The sequence below is a fragment of the Rickettsia endosymbiont of Pantilius tunicatus genome, assembly GCF_964291875.1.
Classification (GTDB): Bacteria; Pseudomonadota; Alphaproteobacteria; order Rickettsiales; family Rickettsiaceae; genus Rickettsia.
Genome location: NZ_OZ198175.1, coordinates 1,611,158 through 1,628,062, shown reverse-complemented (window position 1 = coordinate 1,628,062; position 16,905 = coordinate 1,611,158). Strand labels below are relative to the sequence as shown.

Genomic DNA, 16,905 nt, shown 5'->3' with positions numbered 1-16,905 from the left:
TAGTGTCTGTAAGATCAAATCTTGACTTCTACAATCACTTTAAACCCCACTTGATCAACAATTTTACGAGAAATTGTCAGTAATGCTCTTACAGTTAAAAAACACCAAATTTGTAATGCTCCAGCATAACCACTATCTGCAAAAAATTTGATAATACTAGGATATTTTGCTTTTGCCTTGATTATTACATTTTTAGTACCATCTCTGTCTTGTATACCTGCTGAATGTACTTCACATGATAATACTAAACCAAGTGTATCTGTAACTATATGGCGTTTCCTACCCTTAATCTTCTTGCCTGCATCATATCCTCTAGCTCCCCTTTTTGGGTAGTCTTAACAGACTGACTATCTATAATCCCTACAGTAGGAGTGGATTTCTTACTTTCTTTCTCCCTTACTTTTTGGACTAATCTATCATGTATTTCTTGCCATCTACCATTCTTACGCCAACGTAAATAATAGTCATATACTGTTTGCCATGGGGGAAAATCTTTAGGTAATAATCGCCACTGACAACTACTCCTCATTACGTAACGAATGCCATTAATTATATCTCTTATATTATGTTTACGTGACCGTCCTATCTTGCAAGGACCAACAAATGGAGCTAAATGTATCCTTTCTTCTTCCACTATATCACTGGGATACATATTCCTACTTTATTATTTTTTGACAATATAAATTATTTCTTATATCTTTTCAAGACAGGCTCTAATATCCCATTAACGTTGCAAGTTGTAGTTTCCCAAAATATTTCTATTAATTCTTTACTATCATCATTACTTGCTATTCCAGCTAAAAACTTTAAAGTCATTAGATATTTTGGTTCGTTTCTATGCTCACCTATAAAACTTGCTATTTTGCTTTTAGTATGATTATCCAATAACTGATTTTTTAGATAACGGGCAGCTAAAAATTCTTGAAAGGTTAAGTGAATAAATTGATAATTTTGTCCCTCTCTTCTTAATAATCCTTGTTCTATAACTTCGTCTATGTCTATGGTAAATTAAGTTGAAGTTTGCGTATTAAAGAATTGAATTAAAGCATTATATAATTGATCAAATTGAGTAATTTTAGCTTTAATCCATCGCTTCATATTGGCCCAAAATTTCTCTATTGGATTTAGATCAGGGGAGTAAGGTGGTAAGAATATTATCCTACAACCTACTGATTCTATTAGTTCTTTGGTCCTTTGAGACTTATGGAAAGCAGCGTTATCCATCACTACAACTTGTCCAGGTTTTAGCTCTTTTATTAAAAATTCTCCAACCCAACTTTCAAATAATTGTCTATTACATGTTCCATTAAATATCATCGGTGCTATACACTCTTTATTAACATAACCAGCTATGATATTTGTTCTGTTGTAATATTTACCGCTTTTTTTACCAATAAGTTTTTCGCTTTTTTTGCCCCATCCTCTATCTTTGCAGATATTTATCTCAATACCACTTTCATCAATATATACAAGATGTTCTATTGGTGTATCTTTTATGACCTCTTGGTACTTATCTCGCTTTTCTTGACTTGCTTCCAAGTAGGAAAAGTCTTTTTTTTATAGCTAAAACCTAGTTGCTTTAACCAATAATACGCACCCACAGAACTCATATTAAAATACGTACCCATTTCTAATAATGTGAAATTAGGATTAGAACTCACGTACAACTCAACATCTTGACTTGTTACCCGTCCTTTTTTGCCTCCTATTCTTCTTGCTAAATAATGTCCTTCGGACTTATATCTCTTATACCAATTCCTTACTGTGTTTGCTGCTATTTCAAATCTTATCGCAGTGCTATTGCAGCTATTACCTCTTTCTACATATCCTATAACTCTTTTTCTAAAATCTTGACTATATGATCTTGGCATTTTCCTTTATATATATCATCCCTATACTCAAACCTCAACTTAATTTACTATAGTGTATCTTTATTGTTTTCTACTCGTTTATTTTCTACTAACTTCCCCGTTGTCTTAAGTGATTCATAAGCTATTTGCTCTAAAAAACTCATTATGTTTTTTAAATGATTATTAGCTTCTGTCTTGTTTTTATATTTATGCTGGGTTTTTGCTAGATACCTATTATTAAGCCAGTCTATTATCTCGCCGTATAAACGACTTATATTAAAATGTTCATTAACGCTCCATCGGAACTTATCCCTTATCTTTGGATCACTCCAAATTAAACACATTAATGCCGTATTAATCGGTACTTCGCATATTTCTTTTATTTGGCTATGAGTATCTAAAAAACTTTTTAATGGCACTCCAAGCGTTTGATTATGTTCAAAGCTTTTGTGTACGTATTTCTCTATCCCTTCACTATCCCATCCCGTATTTTCTACTTTACGCTCAAACTTACTGCTAATATTTTCCGTTATTGCATTTGGTCTAGAACTCATTATTACGTTTTTATACTGAAATACTGCCTCCATAATATCTCGGTAATCACGATTATCTTGGGATAAAAATGCTACTTCATTGTAACCGTCAAGCAATAATAATACTCTATCTTTGTTGCTTATATTGATTATTTCATGCGTTTCTATATTTTCTAAATTCAAGCAATAATGAATGAAACAGGCTAGTTTATTTTGACGCAGCTCCTTAGCTTCGTATTCTCTACTCCAATTTTCATTTAATAATTCCTTTAACTTAATTCTAAAGACATAATCAAATTTATCATTCCATAAATTATCTTTGCCCCATTTATAAGATAGGTAATGTATTAACGTAGTTTTGCCTATCCCTGCCCCGCCTAATAATAGCACTTTACCGACATCCGTTTGTATTCTTTTTATTGATTCAGCTATATTTTTTATTTCCGATTCACTTTTGTTAGGTATATTTCTGTAAAGTAGATTCAGCTTGTTTTCTTCTTCGATTAGCGGTTTAATTATGTCATTAATTATTGCTTCTTTAACTTGATAATTCTTTTCAAGCAGTTCTCTTATTCTATTTTCTACATCTATAGCTTTAAAAATATTTTCTATTTCTACTGGTTTCTTTTCACCGATAACTTTATCACGTAATACTGCTTTGGCTGATTCATCATCTTCGCTAAGTAATATTTGTAATCTTATATAATACTCTTCCAAAGATAAGGCTTTAATCTGCTCATCCTCTATTAGCTTCGGTAAAGTATCTTGAGAGAGGTATAAAGCTTTTAATGCACTACTAAAAGCTTTGGTTTTTTCTTCCATATTTAGTAAATTGTTAAAAAAATCTTTAAAATTATACCAGATGAGAATGCAAGTTTAAATTGTAAAATCTTAAATTTATTCAAGTTTTTTAAATTATTATTATGTCAATTAGTTTGATTTATTGTTAATACAATTCTAGATTATCAGTTTTACAAAAACTATTGCATATTTTGGCTCTATAGTTTATTTTGATTAGCAAACTAATATGCTGAATTATTTATAAATAACGGATTATTACAAATGGCAACTACCATATTAAAAAATGAAGGGCTAGATTTTCATATTAAAATTTCAACTCCTTTAAGTGAAATTGATAATGATGTTCAAAAAGAGTTACTTGATTTAATAAAAAACAAAAAAGTTAAAATTCCAGGTTTTAGAGTTGGTAAAGTACCTATTGCAATTGTTGAGAAAAAATATGGTGCTTCTGTCAGAAATGATATAATAGAAAAAAGAATTAATGATTCAGTAAATCATGTTATTAAGGAACATAATTTAAATATCGTCGGTAGACCAAAAATTGATGATTTACAAAATGAACCTAATAAGCCTTTAGAATTTACAATAAAAATGGAATTTTTACCTAAAATTGATATTCCAGATTTAAAGAAAATATCTATAAACCGTCCGAAATTAGAAGTGAGTCCTGATGACGTTGAAGAGCAGCTTAAAAAGCTTGCAGAAATGATGAAAAATTATACCAAAGAAAGCAAAGCAAAAGCTAAAGATGGTGATCAAATTACCATGGATGCAATTGGGTATGTTAAAGATGAAGCTTTTGAAGGTGGAAAACTTACTGATTTTAAAGTAGTTATAGGTAGTAATGCACTTATCCCTGGTTTTGAGAAGCAATTAATAGGTTCTAAAGCTGGTAGTGAAGTAGAAGTTAATGTAACTTTCCCTGAAAATTACCATGCTAAAGATTTAGCTGGCAAGGATGCTCGTTTTGTAGTTCAGGTTAAAGCTGTTCATACTGCAGAACCTACAGCCATTGATGATGAGTTTGCTAAAAAACTCCAAAGCAATAGCCTTGAAGAGCTACGCACTCACTTTACCAAAAAAATAGAAAATGAGTCGGAAGAAGCTATCTCTACTATCATGAAAATGAATTTATTTGATCAGCTAGAAAAGTTGTTAGATTTTGACGTGCCTGAATCTTTATTAGAGCAAGAAAAAAATATCTTAAAATCTGAAACTGATAAAAGCGAGCAAGATGATTCTGTATTTAAAGATAAATCACCGGAACAAGTGAAAGAATATTACGCTAAATTAGCATTACGTCGTGTTAGAATTGGGCTAATGCTTGCAGAATATGCAAAAGATAAAAATTTACAATTAGAGCCTGATGATCTTCGCAGAATTATTATGCAGCAAGCACGTAGCTTTCCTGGTCAAGAAAATATGTTGTTTGATTTTTATAAAAATAACCCTAGAGCTGTTGAGCAGCTTAAAGGACCTGCGTTGGAAGAAAAAGCTGTACAACATATTTTTGATAATGCAGTAAAGCTCAAAGAAAAAAAATACAACAGAAAAGAATTAGAAAAATTATTAGAAGCAGAAGAGCAACGCATTACTGAAATGCAATAGTTCTACTTACTTCCTGTCATAGCATCAATTTGGCAACCCAAAAGTTTTGGGTTGCCCCACTCTTTCATAATGACGATATCACATAAGCCTTACAAACTTATTTACATAAACAAGTAATCTATGTTTCAATGTCTAGAATAATCTAGCTAATCTAGACATATTGGAATTTAAATATGGATAAATGGCAATTACACGAAGCAAAAAATAAACTAAGTAATATTATCGACACAGCAATGCAAGGTACACCCCAATGCATTACAAAAAGGGGAGAAGAAGCAGTTGTAGTTATTAGTATGAAAGACTGTGCAAAGCTTATAAAACCAAAACTTAGTTTTAGTGAGTATTTATTGAGTATACCTAAAACAGATGATTTAGTTATTGAAAGAGTACAAGGAAAAGCAAGAGATTTTGAATTATGAAATATTTATTAGATACTAATATTATATCTGAAATTCAAAAGAAAAAACCTAATCCTCAAGTAGTATCATGGCTTTCAATTATTCATACTAGCCAACTGCATATAAGTTGTATAACTATAGGTGAAATAAGAAAAGGTATATTAAAATTAGCAAAAAAAGATAAGGCAGTAAGTCTGAAATTAGAAAAATGGTTAGAAGGAATAATAATAGATTATGATAAAAGAATTCTTGATATTGTGTAATAGTTGAGATTTTATCTTACATTTAGTAAAATAAATGATACTCCTCGCAGCAGAGCTACGAGGTATCTATCCAAAAAGTTTTAACTGTTTTTGTTGAAATGCTTTATAAGAAGGTTTGCCTGAACCTTTATACGCACATAAAAACCACGGGGCTTGCCCCGTGGATGTAGTGCTCCCCATATCTTTCTGCTATGGTGATGTATGCAGATTAGAAAACAAGGTCACTGTGCTTACCAATGTGAGTATCATTTGGTGTTAGTGAGTAAATATAGGCGGAAAATATTCAATGCTGGGAGTTTTGGGTATTTTGAAGCAATACTTAAGCAGGTGTGGGGAAATATACCTGAGATAAAACTATTGACGATAAATCATGATATAGATCATATTCACATGCATCTATCTATACCACCAAAGGTGAGAGTTAGTGATGTGGTGAGGACAATAAAATCTATAACTGGTAGATTATTAAAAAAGAAATTTGAATATATAAGGAAGGCTTATTGGGGTATTGATGGAGTCTGGTCAGATGGATATTTCGTGTCAACTGTTGGAATTAATGAGCATATAATAAAACGATATATAGAGCATCAGGGGCAGGAGGATATGGGGCAAGCACAGCTTGTACTCGACCTATAGGTCGACACAGATACCACGGGGCTTGCCCCGTGGAGTGTTCACTTTTACATAATTACGTAATTTCCGCTCATCACCATGTTTACATACTGTGCTCATAAAATATCCTTTACTCCAAAACTCACTTCCCCATAATTTTTCTTTAAGATTTGGATATTTCTTAAACATTTCCTTAGATGTAATACTTTTTATGATTTGAGTTATTTTTGTTGGGCTATACATTGGTATTGACTGTAGTAAAAAATGTACATGATCTTTATCTACTCCTATTTCCAAAAATCTAATTTCATAACGAGCTTCTATGTCCTCACAAATTTTACATAAATAATCGTCTAGTTCCTCATTGAATATTACTCTTCTATACTTTGCCGGTGTTACTAAATGATATATTAGTACTGTGACATTATGACTTTTATGTATATAACTGCTTTCTTCCATGCATCTAGTATATCACGAAGCAGAGCTTCGGGGAATTAAACCCTAAGAGATTAATTATTAAATGGAGATAAGAAATGAACTTAAATCAAAAAATAATAAAGCCAAAATTAGGATTACTAGAACTCGCTAAGAGTCTTGGTAGCATATCATCAGCATGTAAAGCGATGGGCTATAGCAGAGATAGTTATTACAGATTTAAAGAACTGTATGAAACTGGTGGTGAAGAAGCGTTGTATGAAATTAGTCGAAGAAAGCCAATAATAGCCAATAGAGTTGATCCAGCGATAGAGAAGGCAGTAATGGATATGGCAATAGAATATCCAGCATATGGTCAGCTAAGAGTATCAAATGAGCTTAAGAAGAGCGGTATACTTGTATCACCTGGAGGAGTGAGATCAATTTGGTTACGTAATGATTTAAACAATATCAATAAAAGGCTTAAAGCATTAGAAGCAAGGATGGCTCAGGATGGTATTGTACTTACTGAATCTCAGTTACAAGTACTAGAGAAACGACGTAGCGAAAAAGAAGCCCATGGCGAGATTGAGACACAGCATCCAGGTTATCTAGGATGCCAAGATACATATTATGTAGGAAATTTTAAGGGTATAGGTAAGGTTTATTCTCAGGTATTTATTGATAGCTATAGCAGAGTAGCTGATGCTAAACTATATACTGATAAAACAGCTTTAACTGCTGCTGATATGCTTAATGACCGCGTGTTACCATGGTATGAAACTCAAGGCATACAATACTTCGTATTCTGACAGATCGCGGGTCAGAATATAAGGGAAATATAGAGCATCATGCTTTTGAATTATTTCTAAGTATCGAAGGTATAGAACATACTATTACTAAAGCATATTCTCCTCAAACAAATGGTATGTGTGAACGTTTTAATAAAACTATGACACAAGAATTCTTTGATACAGCTATGCGGAAAAGGATCTACACTGATCTTGATGATCTACAATTAGATCTTGATATTTGGTTAGAGCATTTCAATAATGAGCGACCACATTCAGGAAAATATTGTTATGGTAAAACGCCTATGCAAACTTTTAAGGATAGTAAGAAATTAGCTATTGAAAAGAACAATGAAATCTTATATCTTGAATACTCATCTGACAGTCATAATTTATCAGATATTCAGATATAATTTTTATAGTGTCTGTAAGATCAAATCTTGACTTCTACAGATATTGACGAAGAAATATGCGAAGAATGGGGTGAACTAATGAGTATAGACGGTACTAATCCAATTAATACTTTAATAGCAGCACAAGCAAAGCAACATAATATGATATTAGTTACTAGAAATACCAAGCATTATAATATGGTTAACATTAAAATATTTGATCCTTTTAGTTGATCAAAATTTTCTTTCCCGATAACAATGCCTTATGAAAAAACTATCATTTCAGCAAATTATACTAACCTTGCAAAATTATTGGCAGGATTATGGCTGTGCGATTTTGCAGCCTTATGATGCACATGTGGGAGCTGGTACATTTCACCCTGCAACAGTGCTTCGTTGTCTTGGTCCTAAGCCTTGGTCTGTTGCTTACGTACAACCATCAAGAAGACCTGGAGATAGCAGATATGGCATGCATCCTAACAGAATGCAACATTATTACCAATTTCAGGTTATCCTAAAACCCTCACCCGATAATATTCAGGAGCTGTATCTTAAAAGCTTAGAATGTTTAGGTATAGATTTAAAAACTCATGACATTCGGTTTGTTGAAGATGATTGGGAATCTCCAACACTTGGAGCTGCAGGGCTTGGTTGGGAAGTATGGTGTAATGGTATGGAAGTGTCGCAGTTTACTTATATGCAGCAAATTGGCGGTATTGAATGTAGACCTGTTGCCGGTGAAATTACCTATGGCTTAGAACGTCTTGCTTTATATATTCAAGGAATTGATGAGGTGAAAAAACTTGATTGGAATGGTCAAACAGGTGAAAAAGCCTTAAAGTATGGTGAAGTTGATTTTGAGGCTGAAAGACAATTCTCAAAATTTAATCTAGAGCTTGCCGATAGCGAAATGCTATTGCGTCATTTTAAAGATAGTGAAGAACAATGTGAGCGGTTAGTAGAGGCAAACTTGCCGTTACCTGCTTATGACTATTGTCTTATGGCAAGTCATTACTTTAATTTATTGAATTCACGTGGAATAATTAGCGTAACTGAGCGTGCTTCATATGTGTTAAGAGTATGTCGTTTGGCTAAAATTTGTTGTATGAAATGGTTGGAGATGAGTGGTGAGTGAATTATTATTAGAACTATTTAGTGAAGAAATTCCGGCTTTCATACAGAAAAATGCAGAAGAAGGGTATTTAAACATTTTCACCAAAATTTTTGAAGAGAATGAAATATTTGCAAAGTTACAAGTATTTTCAGGACCTCGCAGGATAACGCTATATGCTACACATTTGCCGAAAGTAACGTTACCAAAAGAAATCGAGATTAAAGGACCAAGTACGGAAGCACCGGAGGCTGCAATTAATGGTTTTTGCAAAGCTCATAATGTTAGCAAACTAGAGCTTTCAACTAAGTTAATTAATAATCAATTATATTATTTTTATATTAAAAAAGTAGCAGAAAGACAGATAAAAGAAATTTTACCTAAAATTATTATAGAGGCTATTAATAAATATAGTTGGGCGAAATCGATGTTCTGGGGTGATTACAAAATAAAATGGGTTAGACCGCTACGAAATATTTTATGCGTATTTGATGGCGAAATATTACCACTGCAATTCGGGCATTTAACTGCTAATAATATAACTTTTGGGCATCGCCTTACTGATAATAAAAAACTCGAAATAATAGATTTTGAGGATTACAAAACTAAACTCATAGAAAATTATGTAATTTTAGAAAGATTGAAGCGAGAAGAAATAATTAAAACCAGTTTATTAGAGCAAGCAAATGCTCATAATTTAACCATAAAAGAAGACTTAGGATTAGTCGAGGAAGTAGCAGGGCTTAGTGAATTTCCGGTAATATTATGTGGTACAATACCGCAAAAGTTTTTAGAGTTGCCTAAAGAAGTGCTAGCTTCTTCAATGTGTACTCATCAGAAATATTTTTGTTCATTTGACAAATCAGGAAATTTTGCACCATATTTCCTTTTTGTTAGTAACGGCAATTTTTCCAATAGCAAGCTAGTTGTGCAAGGTAATGAAAAAGTATTATCTGCAAGACTTTCTGATGCTTTATATTTTTATAAGCAAGATATATCTAAAACGCTAGAATCAAATTTAGAAAAGCTTGGAGTTGTAACATTTCATACAAAGCTTGGTAGTTTAAAGGAAAAAGTAGAGCGTATTACTAATATTTGTAAATATATCGACCCTGATAATAAAGATTTAATTACCTCAGCTAAACTTTGTAAAAGCGATCTTGTTTCTGAGATGGTCGGAGAGTTTCCTGAGTTGCAAGGTATTATGGGTTATTATTACGCAAAACATGAGGGCTTGAGTGAAGAAATAATGGCAGCAATCAAAGATCATTATAAGCCTCAAGGTTTGAGTGATAGTGTACCGATCGGTAATGCTGCTTTACTTGCGTTTGCGGATAAATTAGACAGCTTAGTAGGTCTCATGATAGCCGGTGAAGCTCCAACAGGTTCTGGTGATCCATATGCATTAAGACGTCAGGCATTAGGTATAATAAGAATAATAGTTGAGAATAAGTTAGAGCTGAATTTAAGTAGTTTAATTAATTTTTCTTTGAAATTGTATTCATCTGATAAAGATAAAGATTTAATAATATCATTTTTTGAAGAAAGAGCGAAATTTTATTTTAAAAATGAATATGATATTTCGCTAATTAATGCTGTTCTTGATTTAAATTTAGCAAATATAAAATTTAAGCTTGATGCATTGAAAGAGTTTTTAGCAAAAGAAGATGGAAAGCAATTATTAAATGCTTACAAACGAGCAAGTAACATACTTGGAAGCCAAAATATTGATGGGATTGTTGAACCTAATTTATTTAGTACTCAACCTGAAAAGGAATTATTTGAAGTAACACAAAAGATTTCATTGCAAATTGTTGATAAGGATTATGATGAAACATTAAATTTATTGCAGAATCTATTAACCCCAATTACTAGTTTCTTTGATAATGTACTTGTTAATGATAGTGATCCAAAAATTGCCAAAAACCGCTTGCTAATGTTACAAGATGTTTGTGAGTTATTTCATAAAATAGCTAAATTTAACCGCTTATGATAAAACAAGCAGTTCAATTTATAACCTTCGGTAAAATAGTGATTTTTCCAACTGAAACCGTATATGGAATAGGAGCGGATGCTACCAATCAAGAAGCGTGTTTAAAAATCTTTCAATTTAAAAATCGTCCTACTATCAACCCGCTTATTGTGCATGTCTCATCTATAGAGCAGGCGAAAGAAATAGGTAAGTTTAATTACATAGCTGAAAAAATAGCAGAAAAATTTTGGTCCGGTCCGTTATCTATAGTTGTTCCGTTAAAAGAAAATGCAAATATTGCCCCAGCAGTTACGGCAGGACTTAAAACTATAGCAATTCGTATACCATCCCACCCATTAGCATTGGAACTTATTAAACAATCCGGAAAGCCAATAGCTGCTCCAAGTGCCAACCCTTCAAATTATATAAGCCCGACTAGGCTAGAGCATGTTACAAAGCATTTTAATGATAATGAAGAAATTTTTATTTTAACAGTTGAAGATTATCAATCTAAATATGGTTTGGAATCAACTATCGTTGATACTACCACTGATATACCTACCATTCTTAGAGAGGGGTTTATAACTGCTGAAGTTTTAGAAGCAGAACTTGGTACTAAAATCCATAAAGCATCGAAAAATATTAATATTAAAGCTCCAGGGATGCTTGAGAAACATTATTCCCCAACAGTACCAATTAGATTAAATGCTACAAATTTAAATGCTAAAGAAATAGGATTAAATTTTGGTGATAGCAATCTTAAAGGGGAACATTCATTAAACTTAAGCAGTAAAGGCGACCTTACAGAAGCAGCGGTCAATCTTTATGCCTATTTGAGATTATTAGATGATTATGCTGCTGCTCATAATATAGAACATATAGCGGTTGCTCCTATACCTTTGATAAATATAGGTGCTGCTATCAACGATAGACTAAAACGTGCTGCAAAATAGTAGATTAAATTTTTTATTTACTTGAACTACTCTTTAATAATGCCATCTTTCTCTAATCTTTCTAATTAACGCATAATTAATTTATTAATACTATATTGACTTAAAAAGTAAAAATATATATAATATGCTTCAAATAGTTAATTTAAATTTCTTTTTTAAGAAAAATTAACATTCAATATTTAACTTTTAAAAATTAAAAGGGGCATTTTATGAGCAAAAATCCAACAGAAATCAAATTAATAGATGCAATTATGAATTATAATGATTCTGAAGAGGCTCAGATTAATTTTTTTGATATTTTAAATGAAGTAGATGAAATTAGCTCAGACGTAATAGACTCAGCATTAAAAAAAGGAAATGAACAATTACTTAATTTAATATTAGAAACAGTTACAGAAAAAGAAGCTGTTAAGTTTGACAAAAAAGTTCAACAAGAAATGGAGCTGGAAGTGGCAAAAGCTGAAGAAATAGCTAAAGTTAAGCCGGTACTTTCTAAAGTATTTAATTATATTGAATCAGATAAGGCTCATAACGAGATTGCTGATGCTGTAATTACTGAAAAATCACAATATGCTATATTTGAAGCTAGAGATGTAGCAAAACAAAATGGTAACGAACATATAGAGAAGTTTCTATCTGATGCTTTATATGGTCATGTAATTAATTATCAAGATATAATTGATACTAAAGCTGCTATAACTGAAGAGCAAAAAGCAAATCCAATAACCAATGCTGTTTTACTATAATGATGGTAGCATAGAAACTGCTGCTAAAATTCAAGAAATGATTCAAAATCCAGCACCTGAATTTGTAGTAACAAGACCTATAATAGCATTAGAAGAAAAAACAGCTTTCATGTATGATGATGAAACATTAGTTAATGCTTTAATAAACGGATACAACTTTAATCAAATAAATGATGAAAAAGTTGAGATTGCTGCAGATGAAATAGAAATAACTGAAGAAGAAATAGTAGAAGAAGTAATTCCTAATCTTTTAACTGAAGCTCAAGATTTAGGATTATTAGACGAGGAAGAAGTTTCTGACATAGAAGAAAACTTAGAAGAAGAATTTTTTAATGTAGAAGAAGCACCAACTGATCTAGAAATTACTCCGGTTGTTGATTACGTTACAACAAATGATTCTAACTATAATAGCAATTCAGTAGATTATGTAAAAGATTTTATAAATCCATTACTAGGTGCAGTAACATCTATTTTTACAACATATTGGTACTAATAAAAATATACTTGTTTAACGCAAATAGTGAATTACAAAAGTAATTTGCTATTGACGATTTTTTAATTTTTATGTATGTTTAAATACGTTGCGGTCAAAAGCTGTGAGATGTTTAGCTCTTTTCCAAGTTAAACTTCGTCACTAACTTTCCATTTACAAAATTGATTTAAATTGTAGAAGTCAAGATTTGATCTTACAGACACTATAAATTTTGCACCTGATTGTCAGTTAAGTTTTGACTGTCAGATATATAATCAAGATACAAGATTTCATTATTCTTTTCAACAGCTAATTTCTTACTATCCTTAAAAGTTTGCATAGGCGTTTTACCATAACAATATTTTCCTGAATGTGGTCGCTCATTATTGAAATGCTCTAACCAAATATCAAGATCTAATTGTAAATCATCAAGATCAGTGTAGATCCTTTTCCGCATAGCTGTATCAAAGAATTCTTGTGTCATAGTTTTATTAAAACGTTCACACATACCATTTGTTTGAGGAGAATATGCTTTAGTAATAGTATGTTCTATACCTTCGATACTTAGAAATAATTCAAAAGCATGATGCTCTATATTTCCCTTATATTCTGACCCGCGATCTGTCAGAATACGAAGTATTGGTATGCCTTGAGTTTCATACCATGGTAACACGCGGTCATTAAGCATATCAGCAGCAGTTAAAGCTGTTTTATCAGTATATAGTTTAGCATCAGCTACTCTGCTATAGCTATCAATAAATACCTGAGAATAAACCTTACCTATACCCTTAAAATTTCCTACATAATATGTATCTTGGCATCCTAGATAACCTGGATGCTGTGTCTCAATCTCGCCATGGGCTTCTTTTTCGCTACGTCGTTTCTCTAGTACTTGTAACTGAGATTCAGTAAGTACAATACCATCCTGAGCCATCCTTGCTTCTAATGCTTTAAGCCTTTTATTGATATTGTTTAAATCATTACGTAACCAAATTGATCTCACTCCTCCAGGTGATACAAGTATACCGCTCTTCTTAAGCTCATTTGATACTCTTAGCTGACCATATGCTGGATATTCTATTGCCATATCCATTACTGCCTTCTCTATCGCTGGATCAACTCTATTGGCTATTATTGGCTTTCTTCGACTAATTTCATACAACGCTTCTTCACCACCAGTTTCATACAGTTCTTTAAATCTGTAATAACTATCTCTGCTATAGCCCATCGCTTTACATGCTGATGATATGCTACCAAGACTCTTAGCGAGTTCTAGTAATCCTAATTTTGGCTTTATTATTTTTTGATTTAAGTTCATTTCTTATCTCCATTTAATAATTAATTTATTTTACTAAATGTAAGATAAAATCTCAACTATTACACCTAAATTAGCTAATATTATTTCTTATCAGCATCTTTATTATCTTTTGCAGTATTATTATCTTTACTATCTTCGGTAGCCATGCTGGAGGAAGATAATCTTTGTTTATATTCTTGTTCTTTTGCTAAAAAATTTTGTGCTTCTTTAGAAAGCTTGTCATATAGTTCACGTTTCTTTTTATTAATGTTAACTACTTCTATTCTATATTTTTGTATTTCTTCACGTATTTCTGGCTTAATAGTACCAGCATAGGAATAAAATTCATCTAGAATTTTTTGTGTTGTACTATCTGTTGTGGTATCTTTTTTTGAAGTATTAGGTATAGTATCATCTGCAAAGCTGTTTGAAGTTAACAATAATATTGCAGAAATAGTAATAATTATAGTTCTTATCATATAAGCCTTATTAAAATTTTATCACATAAGTAGATCATGTTTAAATCTGATAGTCAATCAAAAGATATTTTTAAAATTTCATTTAATATTCAATATAAGGATATAAATATACTTGAAGAATTTTTTACAGAAAAAGTAAGTGCTACTTCTGTTTATGAAATAAAATCAAAAACTTTAGAATCACAATCTGAAGATATTTGGTGTTTTGAAATTTATTGTGATGATGAAATAAATCTGATTTCTTTAAAAAAAGAAGTGCAGGAATTAGCAAAATTAAACAATATAGAAATCATTAGTGACATAATTAGTGAAAAAATTGAAAATAAAGATTGGGTAGCACTTTATCAAAACCAATTAGCACCAATTCAAACAGGTAGTTTCTTTATTTGTACAACATTACATCAAGATAAATGCCCTAAAGATAAAATACTTATATTAATTGAAGCTTCTAGAGCTTTTGGCACTGGTACTCACGAGACTACATCAGGATGTATAGAGGCTTTAGAATATCTTAAAGCTATTAAGGCAGATAAAATTTTAGATATAGGTACTGGTAGTGGAATTCTTTCATTTATAGCTGAAAAATTATGGAATGAGGCAGATATTTTAGCTTGTGATATTGATAATGCGTCAGTAGAGATTGCAAAAGAAAATGCTGGCTTTAATTATTCTTATGTACAATTCTATCAAAACACTTCTGAAAATATTTTATCAAATAGTTATTATAATAGTAAGTTTGATTTGGTCATAAGCTATAATAGTTGAGATTTTATCTTACATTTAGTAAAATAAATTAATTATTAAATGGAGATAAGAAATGAACTTAAATCAAAAAATAATAAAGCCAAAATTAGGATTACTAGAACTCGCTAAGAGTCTTGGTAGCATATCATCAGCATGTAAAGCGATGGGCTATAGCAGAGATAGTTATTACAGATTTAAAGAACTGTATGAAACTGGTGGTGAAGAAGCGTTGTATGAAATTAGTCGAAGAAAGCCAATAATAGCCAATAGAGTTGATCCAGCGATAGAGAAGGCAGTAATGGATATGGCAATAGAATATCCAGCATATGGTCAGCTAAGAGTATCAAATGAGCTTAAGAAGAGCGGTATACTTGTATCACCTGGAGGAGTGAGATCAATTTGGTTACGTAATGATTTAAACAATATCAATAAAAGGCTTAAAGCATTAGAAGCAAGGATGGCTCAGGATGGTATTGTACTTACTGAATCTCAGTTACAAGTACTAGAGAAACGACGTAGCGAAAAAGAAGCCCATGGCGAGATTGAGACACAGCATCCAGGTTATCTAGGATGCCAAGATACATATTATGTAGGAAATTTTAAGGGTATAGGTAAGGTTTATTCTCAGGTATTTATTGATAGCTATAGCAGAGTAGCTGATGCTAAACTATATACTGATAAAACAGCTTTAACTGCTGCTGATATGCTTAATGACCGCGTGTTACCATGGTATGAAACTCAAGGCATACAATACTTCGTATTCTGACAGATCGCGGGTCAGAATATAAGGGAAATATAGAGCATCATGCTTTTGAATTATTTCTAAGTATCGAAGGTATAGAACATACTATTACTAAAGCATATTCTCCTCAAACAAATGGTATGTGTGAACGTTTTAATAAAACTATGACACAAGAATTCTTTGATACAGCTATGCGGAAAAGGATCTACACTGATCTTGATGATTTACAATTAGATCTTGATATTTGGTTAGAGCATTTCAATAATGAGCGACCACATTCAGGAAAATATTGTTATGGTAAAACGCCTATGCAAACTTTTAAGGATAGTAAGAAATTAGCTATTGAAAAGAACAATGAAATCTTATATCTTGAATACTCATCTGACAGTCATAATTTATCAGATATTCAGATATAATTTTTATAGTGTCTGTAAGATCAAATCTTGACTTCTACACATAAGTAATATTTTAGCTTTACCTTTAATTGAGTTATCTATTCAGATTAGCAACCTTATGAATAAAAATGGTTATTTAGTGTTATCTGGTTTTCTTGACAATCAAATAGAAGAGGTTAGAAACGCTTATGAAAAAATAGGTTTTGAGATTAAAAAAGTAATTCATAAAAATTCTTGGATAATATTGATTGCAGTCTATTATAAATAATCATCATGTTTGACTTTTCTAACATATTTTAGTATAATACCTATCTTTGAAACAAATAGAAAAA

General features: G+C 31.6%; 19 protein-coding genes and 4 pseudogenes. 14 read left to right on the top strand and 9 right to left on the bottom strand.

Annotation, left to right across the window (positions count from 1 at the left end):
• Positions 1-14: 14 nt before the first annotated feature.
• The 6 genes from ACICQC_RS09510 to ACICQC_RS09485 form a co-directional block, all read right to left on the bottom strand.
• Entirely contained in the window at positions 15-269 is a 255-nt protein-coding gene (locus ACICQC_RS09510; RefSeq protein WP_395477712.1) for a hypothetical protein, read from the bottom strand.
• On the bottom strand, positions 266-652 hold the full coding sequence (locus ACICQC_RS09505; protein ID WP_395476706.1) for a transposase: 387 nt from the start codon (positions 650-652) through the stop codon (positions 266-268). Before ACICQC_RS09505 ends, ACICQC_RS09510 begins: the two co-directional genes overlap by 4 nt.
• A 32-nt stretch (positions 653-684) precedes the next feature.
• Positions 685-885 (bottom strand): hypothetical protein, encoded by a 201-nt coding sequence (locus tag ACICQC_RS09500; RefSeq protein WP_395476846.1) that lies wholly within the window; start codon positions 883-885, stop codon positions 685-687.
• Between the two features lie 123 nt (positions 886-1,008).
• The gene (locus ACICQC_RS09495) at positions 1,009-1,539 is read right to left on the bottom strand and encodes an IS630 family transposase (RefSeq protein WP_395476845.1); all 531 of its coding nucleotides are present in this window, start codon (positions 1,537-1,539) and stop codon (positions 1,009-1,011) included.
• A complete protein-coding gene (locus tag ACICQC_RS09490; RefSeq protein ID WP_395476240.1) occupies positions 1,494-1,871 on the bottom strand; it encodes an IS630 transposase-related protein in 378 nt (125 codons plus the stop codon). The genes ACICQC_RS09495 and ACICQC_RS09490 overlap by 46 nt, the downstream gene beginning before the upstream one ends.
• Positions 1,872-1,918: 47 nt before the next feature.
• Positions 1,919-3,205 (bottom strand): NACHT domain-containing protein, encoded by a 1,287-nt coding sequence (locus tag ACICQC_RS09485; protein ID WP_395476844.1) that lies wholly within the window; start codon positions 3,203-3,205, stop codon positions 1,919-1,921.
• 240 nt (positions 3,206-3,445) lie between these two features.
• Here ACICQC_RS09485 and tig point away from each other — a divergent pair, with 240 nt between their 5' ends.
• From tig to tnpA (ACICQC_RS09465), 4 genes and pseudogenes are all read left to right on the top strand, one after another.
• A complete protein-coding gene (tig, locus tag ACICQC_RS09480) occupies positions 3,446-4,792 on the top strand; it encodes a trigger factor (protein ID WP_395476843.1) in 1,347 nt (448 codons plus the stop codon).
• 173 nt (positions 4,793-4,965) lie between these two features.
• A complete protein-coding gene (locus ACICQC_RS09475) occupies positions 4,966-5,211 on the top strand; it encodes a type II toxin-antitoxin system Phd/YefM family antitoxin (protein WP_395476842.1) in 246 nt (81 codons plus the stop codon).
• Positions 5,208-5,447, top strand: a pseudogene (locus tag ACICQC_RS09470) (PIN domain-containing protein); the annotation flags it as partial. The gene ACICQC_RS09475 and the pseudogene ACICQC_RS09470, both read left to right, overlap by 4 nt.
• A 207-nt stretch (positions 5,448-5,654) precedes the next feature.
• Complete coding sequence (gene tnpA / locus ACICQC_RS09465; RefSeq protein ID WP_395476676.1) at positions 5,655-6,089, top strand: IS200/IS605 family transposase; 435 nt, start codon at positions 5,655-5,657, stop codon at positions 6,087-6,089.
• Here tnpA (ACICQC_RS09465) and tnpA (ACICQC_RS09460) read toward each other — a convergent pair.
• Positions 6,084-6,524, bottom strand: coding sequence for an IS200/IS605 family transposase (tnpA, locus tag ACICQC_RS09460; RefSeq protein WP_395476841.1), 441 nt, complete (start codon positions 6,522-6,524; stop codon positions 6,084-6,086). The two genes, tnpA (ACICQC_RS09465) and tnpA (ACICQC_RS09460), sit on opposite strands and share 6 nt — an antisense overlap.
• 74 nt (positions 6,525-6,598) lie before the next feature.
• Here tnpA (ACICQC_RS09460) and ACICQC_RS09455 point away from each other — a divergent pair.
• From ACICQC_RS09455 to ACICQC_RS09425, 7 genes and pseudogenes are all read left to right on the top strand, one after another.
• Positions 6,599-7,683 (top strand): annotated as a pseudogene (locus tag ACICQC_RS09455) (IS481 family transposase).
• A gap of 39 nt (positions 7,684-7,722) precedes the next feature.
• Positions 7,723-7,896 (top strand): annotated as a pseudogene (locus tag ACICQC_RS09450) (PIN domain-containing protein); the annotation flags it as partial.
• A gap of 31 nt (positions 7,897-7,927) precedes the next feature.
• Positions 7,928-8,797 carry a glycine--tRNA ligase subunit alpha gene (locus ACICQC_RS09445; RefSeq protein WP_395476840.1) on the top strand — a complete coding sequence of 290 codons (870 nt, stop codon included), beginning with the start codon at positions 7,928-7,930 and terminating at the stop codon, positions 8,795-8,797.
• Positions 8,790-10,766 carry a glycine--tRNA ligase subunit beta gene (glyS, locus tag ACICQC_RS09440; RefSeq protein ID WP_395476839.1) on the top strand — a complete coding sequence of 659 codons (1,977 nt, stop codon included), beginning with the start codon at positions 8,790-8,792 and terminating at the stop codon, positions 10,764-10,766. Before ACICQC_RS09445 ends, glyS begins: the two co-directional genes overlap by 8 nt.
• Positions 10,763-11,698, top strand: a complete 936-nt coding sequence (locus ACICQC_RS09435) for an L-threonylcarbamoyladenylate synthase (protein ID WP_395476838.1) — start codon at positions 10,763-10,765, stop codon at positions 11,696-11,698. The genes glyS and ACICQC_RS09435 overlap by 4 nt, the downstream gene beginning before the upstream one ends.
• A 209-nt stretch (positions 11,699-11,907) precedes the next feature.
• Complete coding sequence (locus ACICQC_RS09430; RefSeq protein ID WP_395476837.1) at positions 11,908-12,444, top strand: hypothetical protein; 537 nt, start codon at positions 11,908-11,910, stop codon at positions 12,442-12,444.
• Positions 12,428-12,937 (top strand): hypothetical protein, encoded by a 510-nt coding sequence (locus ACICQC_RS09425; protein WP_395476836.1) that lies wholly within the window; start codon positions 12,428-12,430, stop codon positions 12,935-12,937. The genes ACICQC_RS09430 and ACICQC_RS09425 overlap by 17 nt, the downstream gene beginning before the upstream one ends.
• A gap of 202 nt (positions 12,938-13,139) precedes the next feature.
• Here ACICQC_RS09425 and ACICQC_RS09420 read toward each other — a convergent pair whose 3' ends face one another.
• Positions 13,140-14,234 carry an IS481 family transposase gene (locus ACICQC_RS09420; protein ID WP_395476835.1) on the bottom strand — a complete coding sequence of 365 codons (1,095 nt, stop codon included), beginning with the start codon at positions 14,232-14,234 and terminating at the stop codon, positions 13,140-13,142.
• An 80-nt stretch (positions 14,235-14,314) separates the two neighbouring features.
• Positions 14,315-14,692 carry a hypothetical protein gene (locus ACICQC_RS09415; protein WP_395476834.1) on the bottom strand — a complete coding sequence of 126 codons (378 nt, stop codon included), beginning with the start codon at positions 14,690-14,692 and terminating at the stop codon, positions 14,315-14,317.
• Positions 14,693-14,728: 36 nt separating this feature from the next.
• On the opposite strand from ACICQC_RS09415, the gene ACICQC_RS09410 reads away from it, so the two are divergent.
• From ACICQC_RS09410 to ACICQC_RS09400, 3 genes and pseudogenes are all read left to right on the top strand, one after another.
• Positions 14,729-15,457: a 50S ribosomal protein L11 methyltransferase gene (locus ACICQC_RS09410; protein ID WP_395476833.1), complete on the top strand. Its 729-nt coding sequence runs from the start codon at positions 14,729-14,731 to the stop codon at positions 15,455-15,457.
• A 52-nt stretch (positions 15,458-15,509) separates the two neighbouring features.
• Positions 15,510-16,594, top strand: a pseudogene (locus tag ACICQC_RS09405) (IS481 family transposase).
• Positions 16,595-16,691: 97 nt separating this feature from the next.
• Entirely contained in the window at positions 16,692-16,841 is a 150-nt protein-coding gene (locus ACICQC_RS09400) for a 50S ribosomal protein L11 methyltransferase (RefSeq protein WP_395476832.1), read from the top strand.
• Positions 16,842-16,905 lie beyond the last annotated feature (64 nt).

Excerpts from the sequence above, each read along its gene's own strand:
- ACICQC_RS09505 (WP_395476706.1), bottom strand. The coding sequence starts at position 652 with ATGTATCCCAGTGATATAGTGGAAGAAGAAAGGATACATTTAGCTCCA.
- ACICQC_RS09490 (WP_395476240.1), bottom strand. The coding sequence starts at position 1,871 with ATGCCAAGATCATATAGTCAAGATTTTAGAAAAAGAGTTATAGGATAT.
- ACICQC_RS09485 (WP_395476844.1), bottom strand. The coding sequence starts at position 3,205 with ATGGAAGAAAAAACCAAAGCTTTTAGTAGTGCATTAAAAGCTTTATAC.
- tig (WP_395476843.1), top strand. The coding sequence starts at position 3,446 with ATGGCAACTACCATATTAAAAAATGAAGGGCTAGATTTTCATATTAAA.
- ACICQC_RS09475 (WP_395476842.1), top strand. The coding sequence starts at position 4,966 with ATGGATAAATGGCAATTACACGAAGCAAAAAATAAACTAAGTAATATT.
- tnpA (WP_395476676.1), top strand. The coding sequence starts at position 5,655 with ATGCAGATTAGAAAACAAGGTCACTGTGCTTACCAATGTGAGTATCAT.
- tnpA (WP_395476841.1), bottom strand. The coding sequence starts at position 6,524 with ATGGAAGAAAGCAGTTATATACATAAAAGTCATAATGTCACAGTACTA.
- ACICQC_RS09445 (WP_395476840.1), top strand. The coding sequence starts at position 7,928 with ATGAAAAAACTATCATTTCAGCAAATTATACTAACCTTGCAAAATTAT.
- ACICQC_RS09435 (WP_395476838.1), top strand. The coding sequence starts at position 10,763 with ATGATAAAACAAGCAGTTCAATTTATAACCTTCGGTAAAATAGTGATT.
- ACICQC_RS09430 (WP_395476837.1), top strand. The coding sequence starts at position 11,908 with ATGAGCAAAAATCCAACAGAAATCAAATTAATAGATGCAATTATGAAT.
- ACICQC_RS09425 (WP_395476836.1), top strand. The coding sequence starts at position 12,428 with ATGCTGTTTTACTATAATGATGGTAGCATAGAAACTGCTGCTAAAATT.
- ACICQC_RS09420 (WP_395476835.1), bottom strand. The coding sequence starts at position 14,234 with ATGAACTTAAATCAAAAAATAATAAAGCCAAAATTAGGATTACTAGAA.
- ACICQC_RS09415 (WP_395476834.1), bottom strand. The coding sequence starts at position 14,692 with ATGATAAGAACTATAATTATTACTATTTCTGCAATATTATTGTTAACT.
- ACICQC_RS09410 (WP_395476833.1), top strand. The coding sequence starts at position 14,729 with ATGTTTAAATCTGATAGTCAATCAAAAGATATTTTTAAAATTTCATTT.
- ACICQC_RS09400 (WP_395476832.1), top strand. The coding sequence starts at position 16,692 with ATGAATAAAAATGGTTATTTAGTGTTATCTGGTTTTCTTGACAATCAA.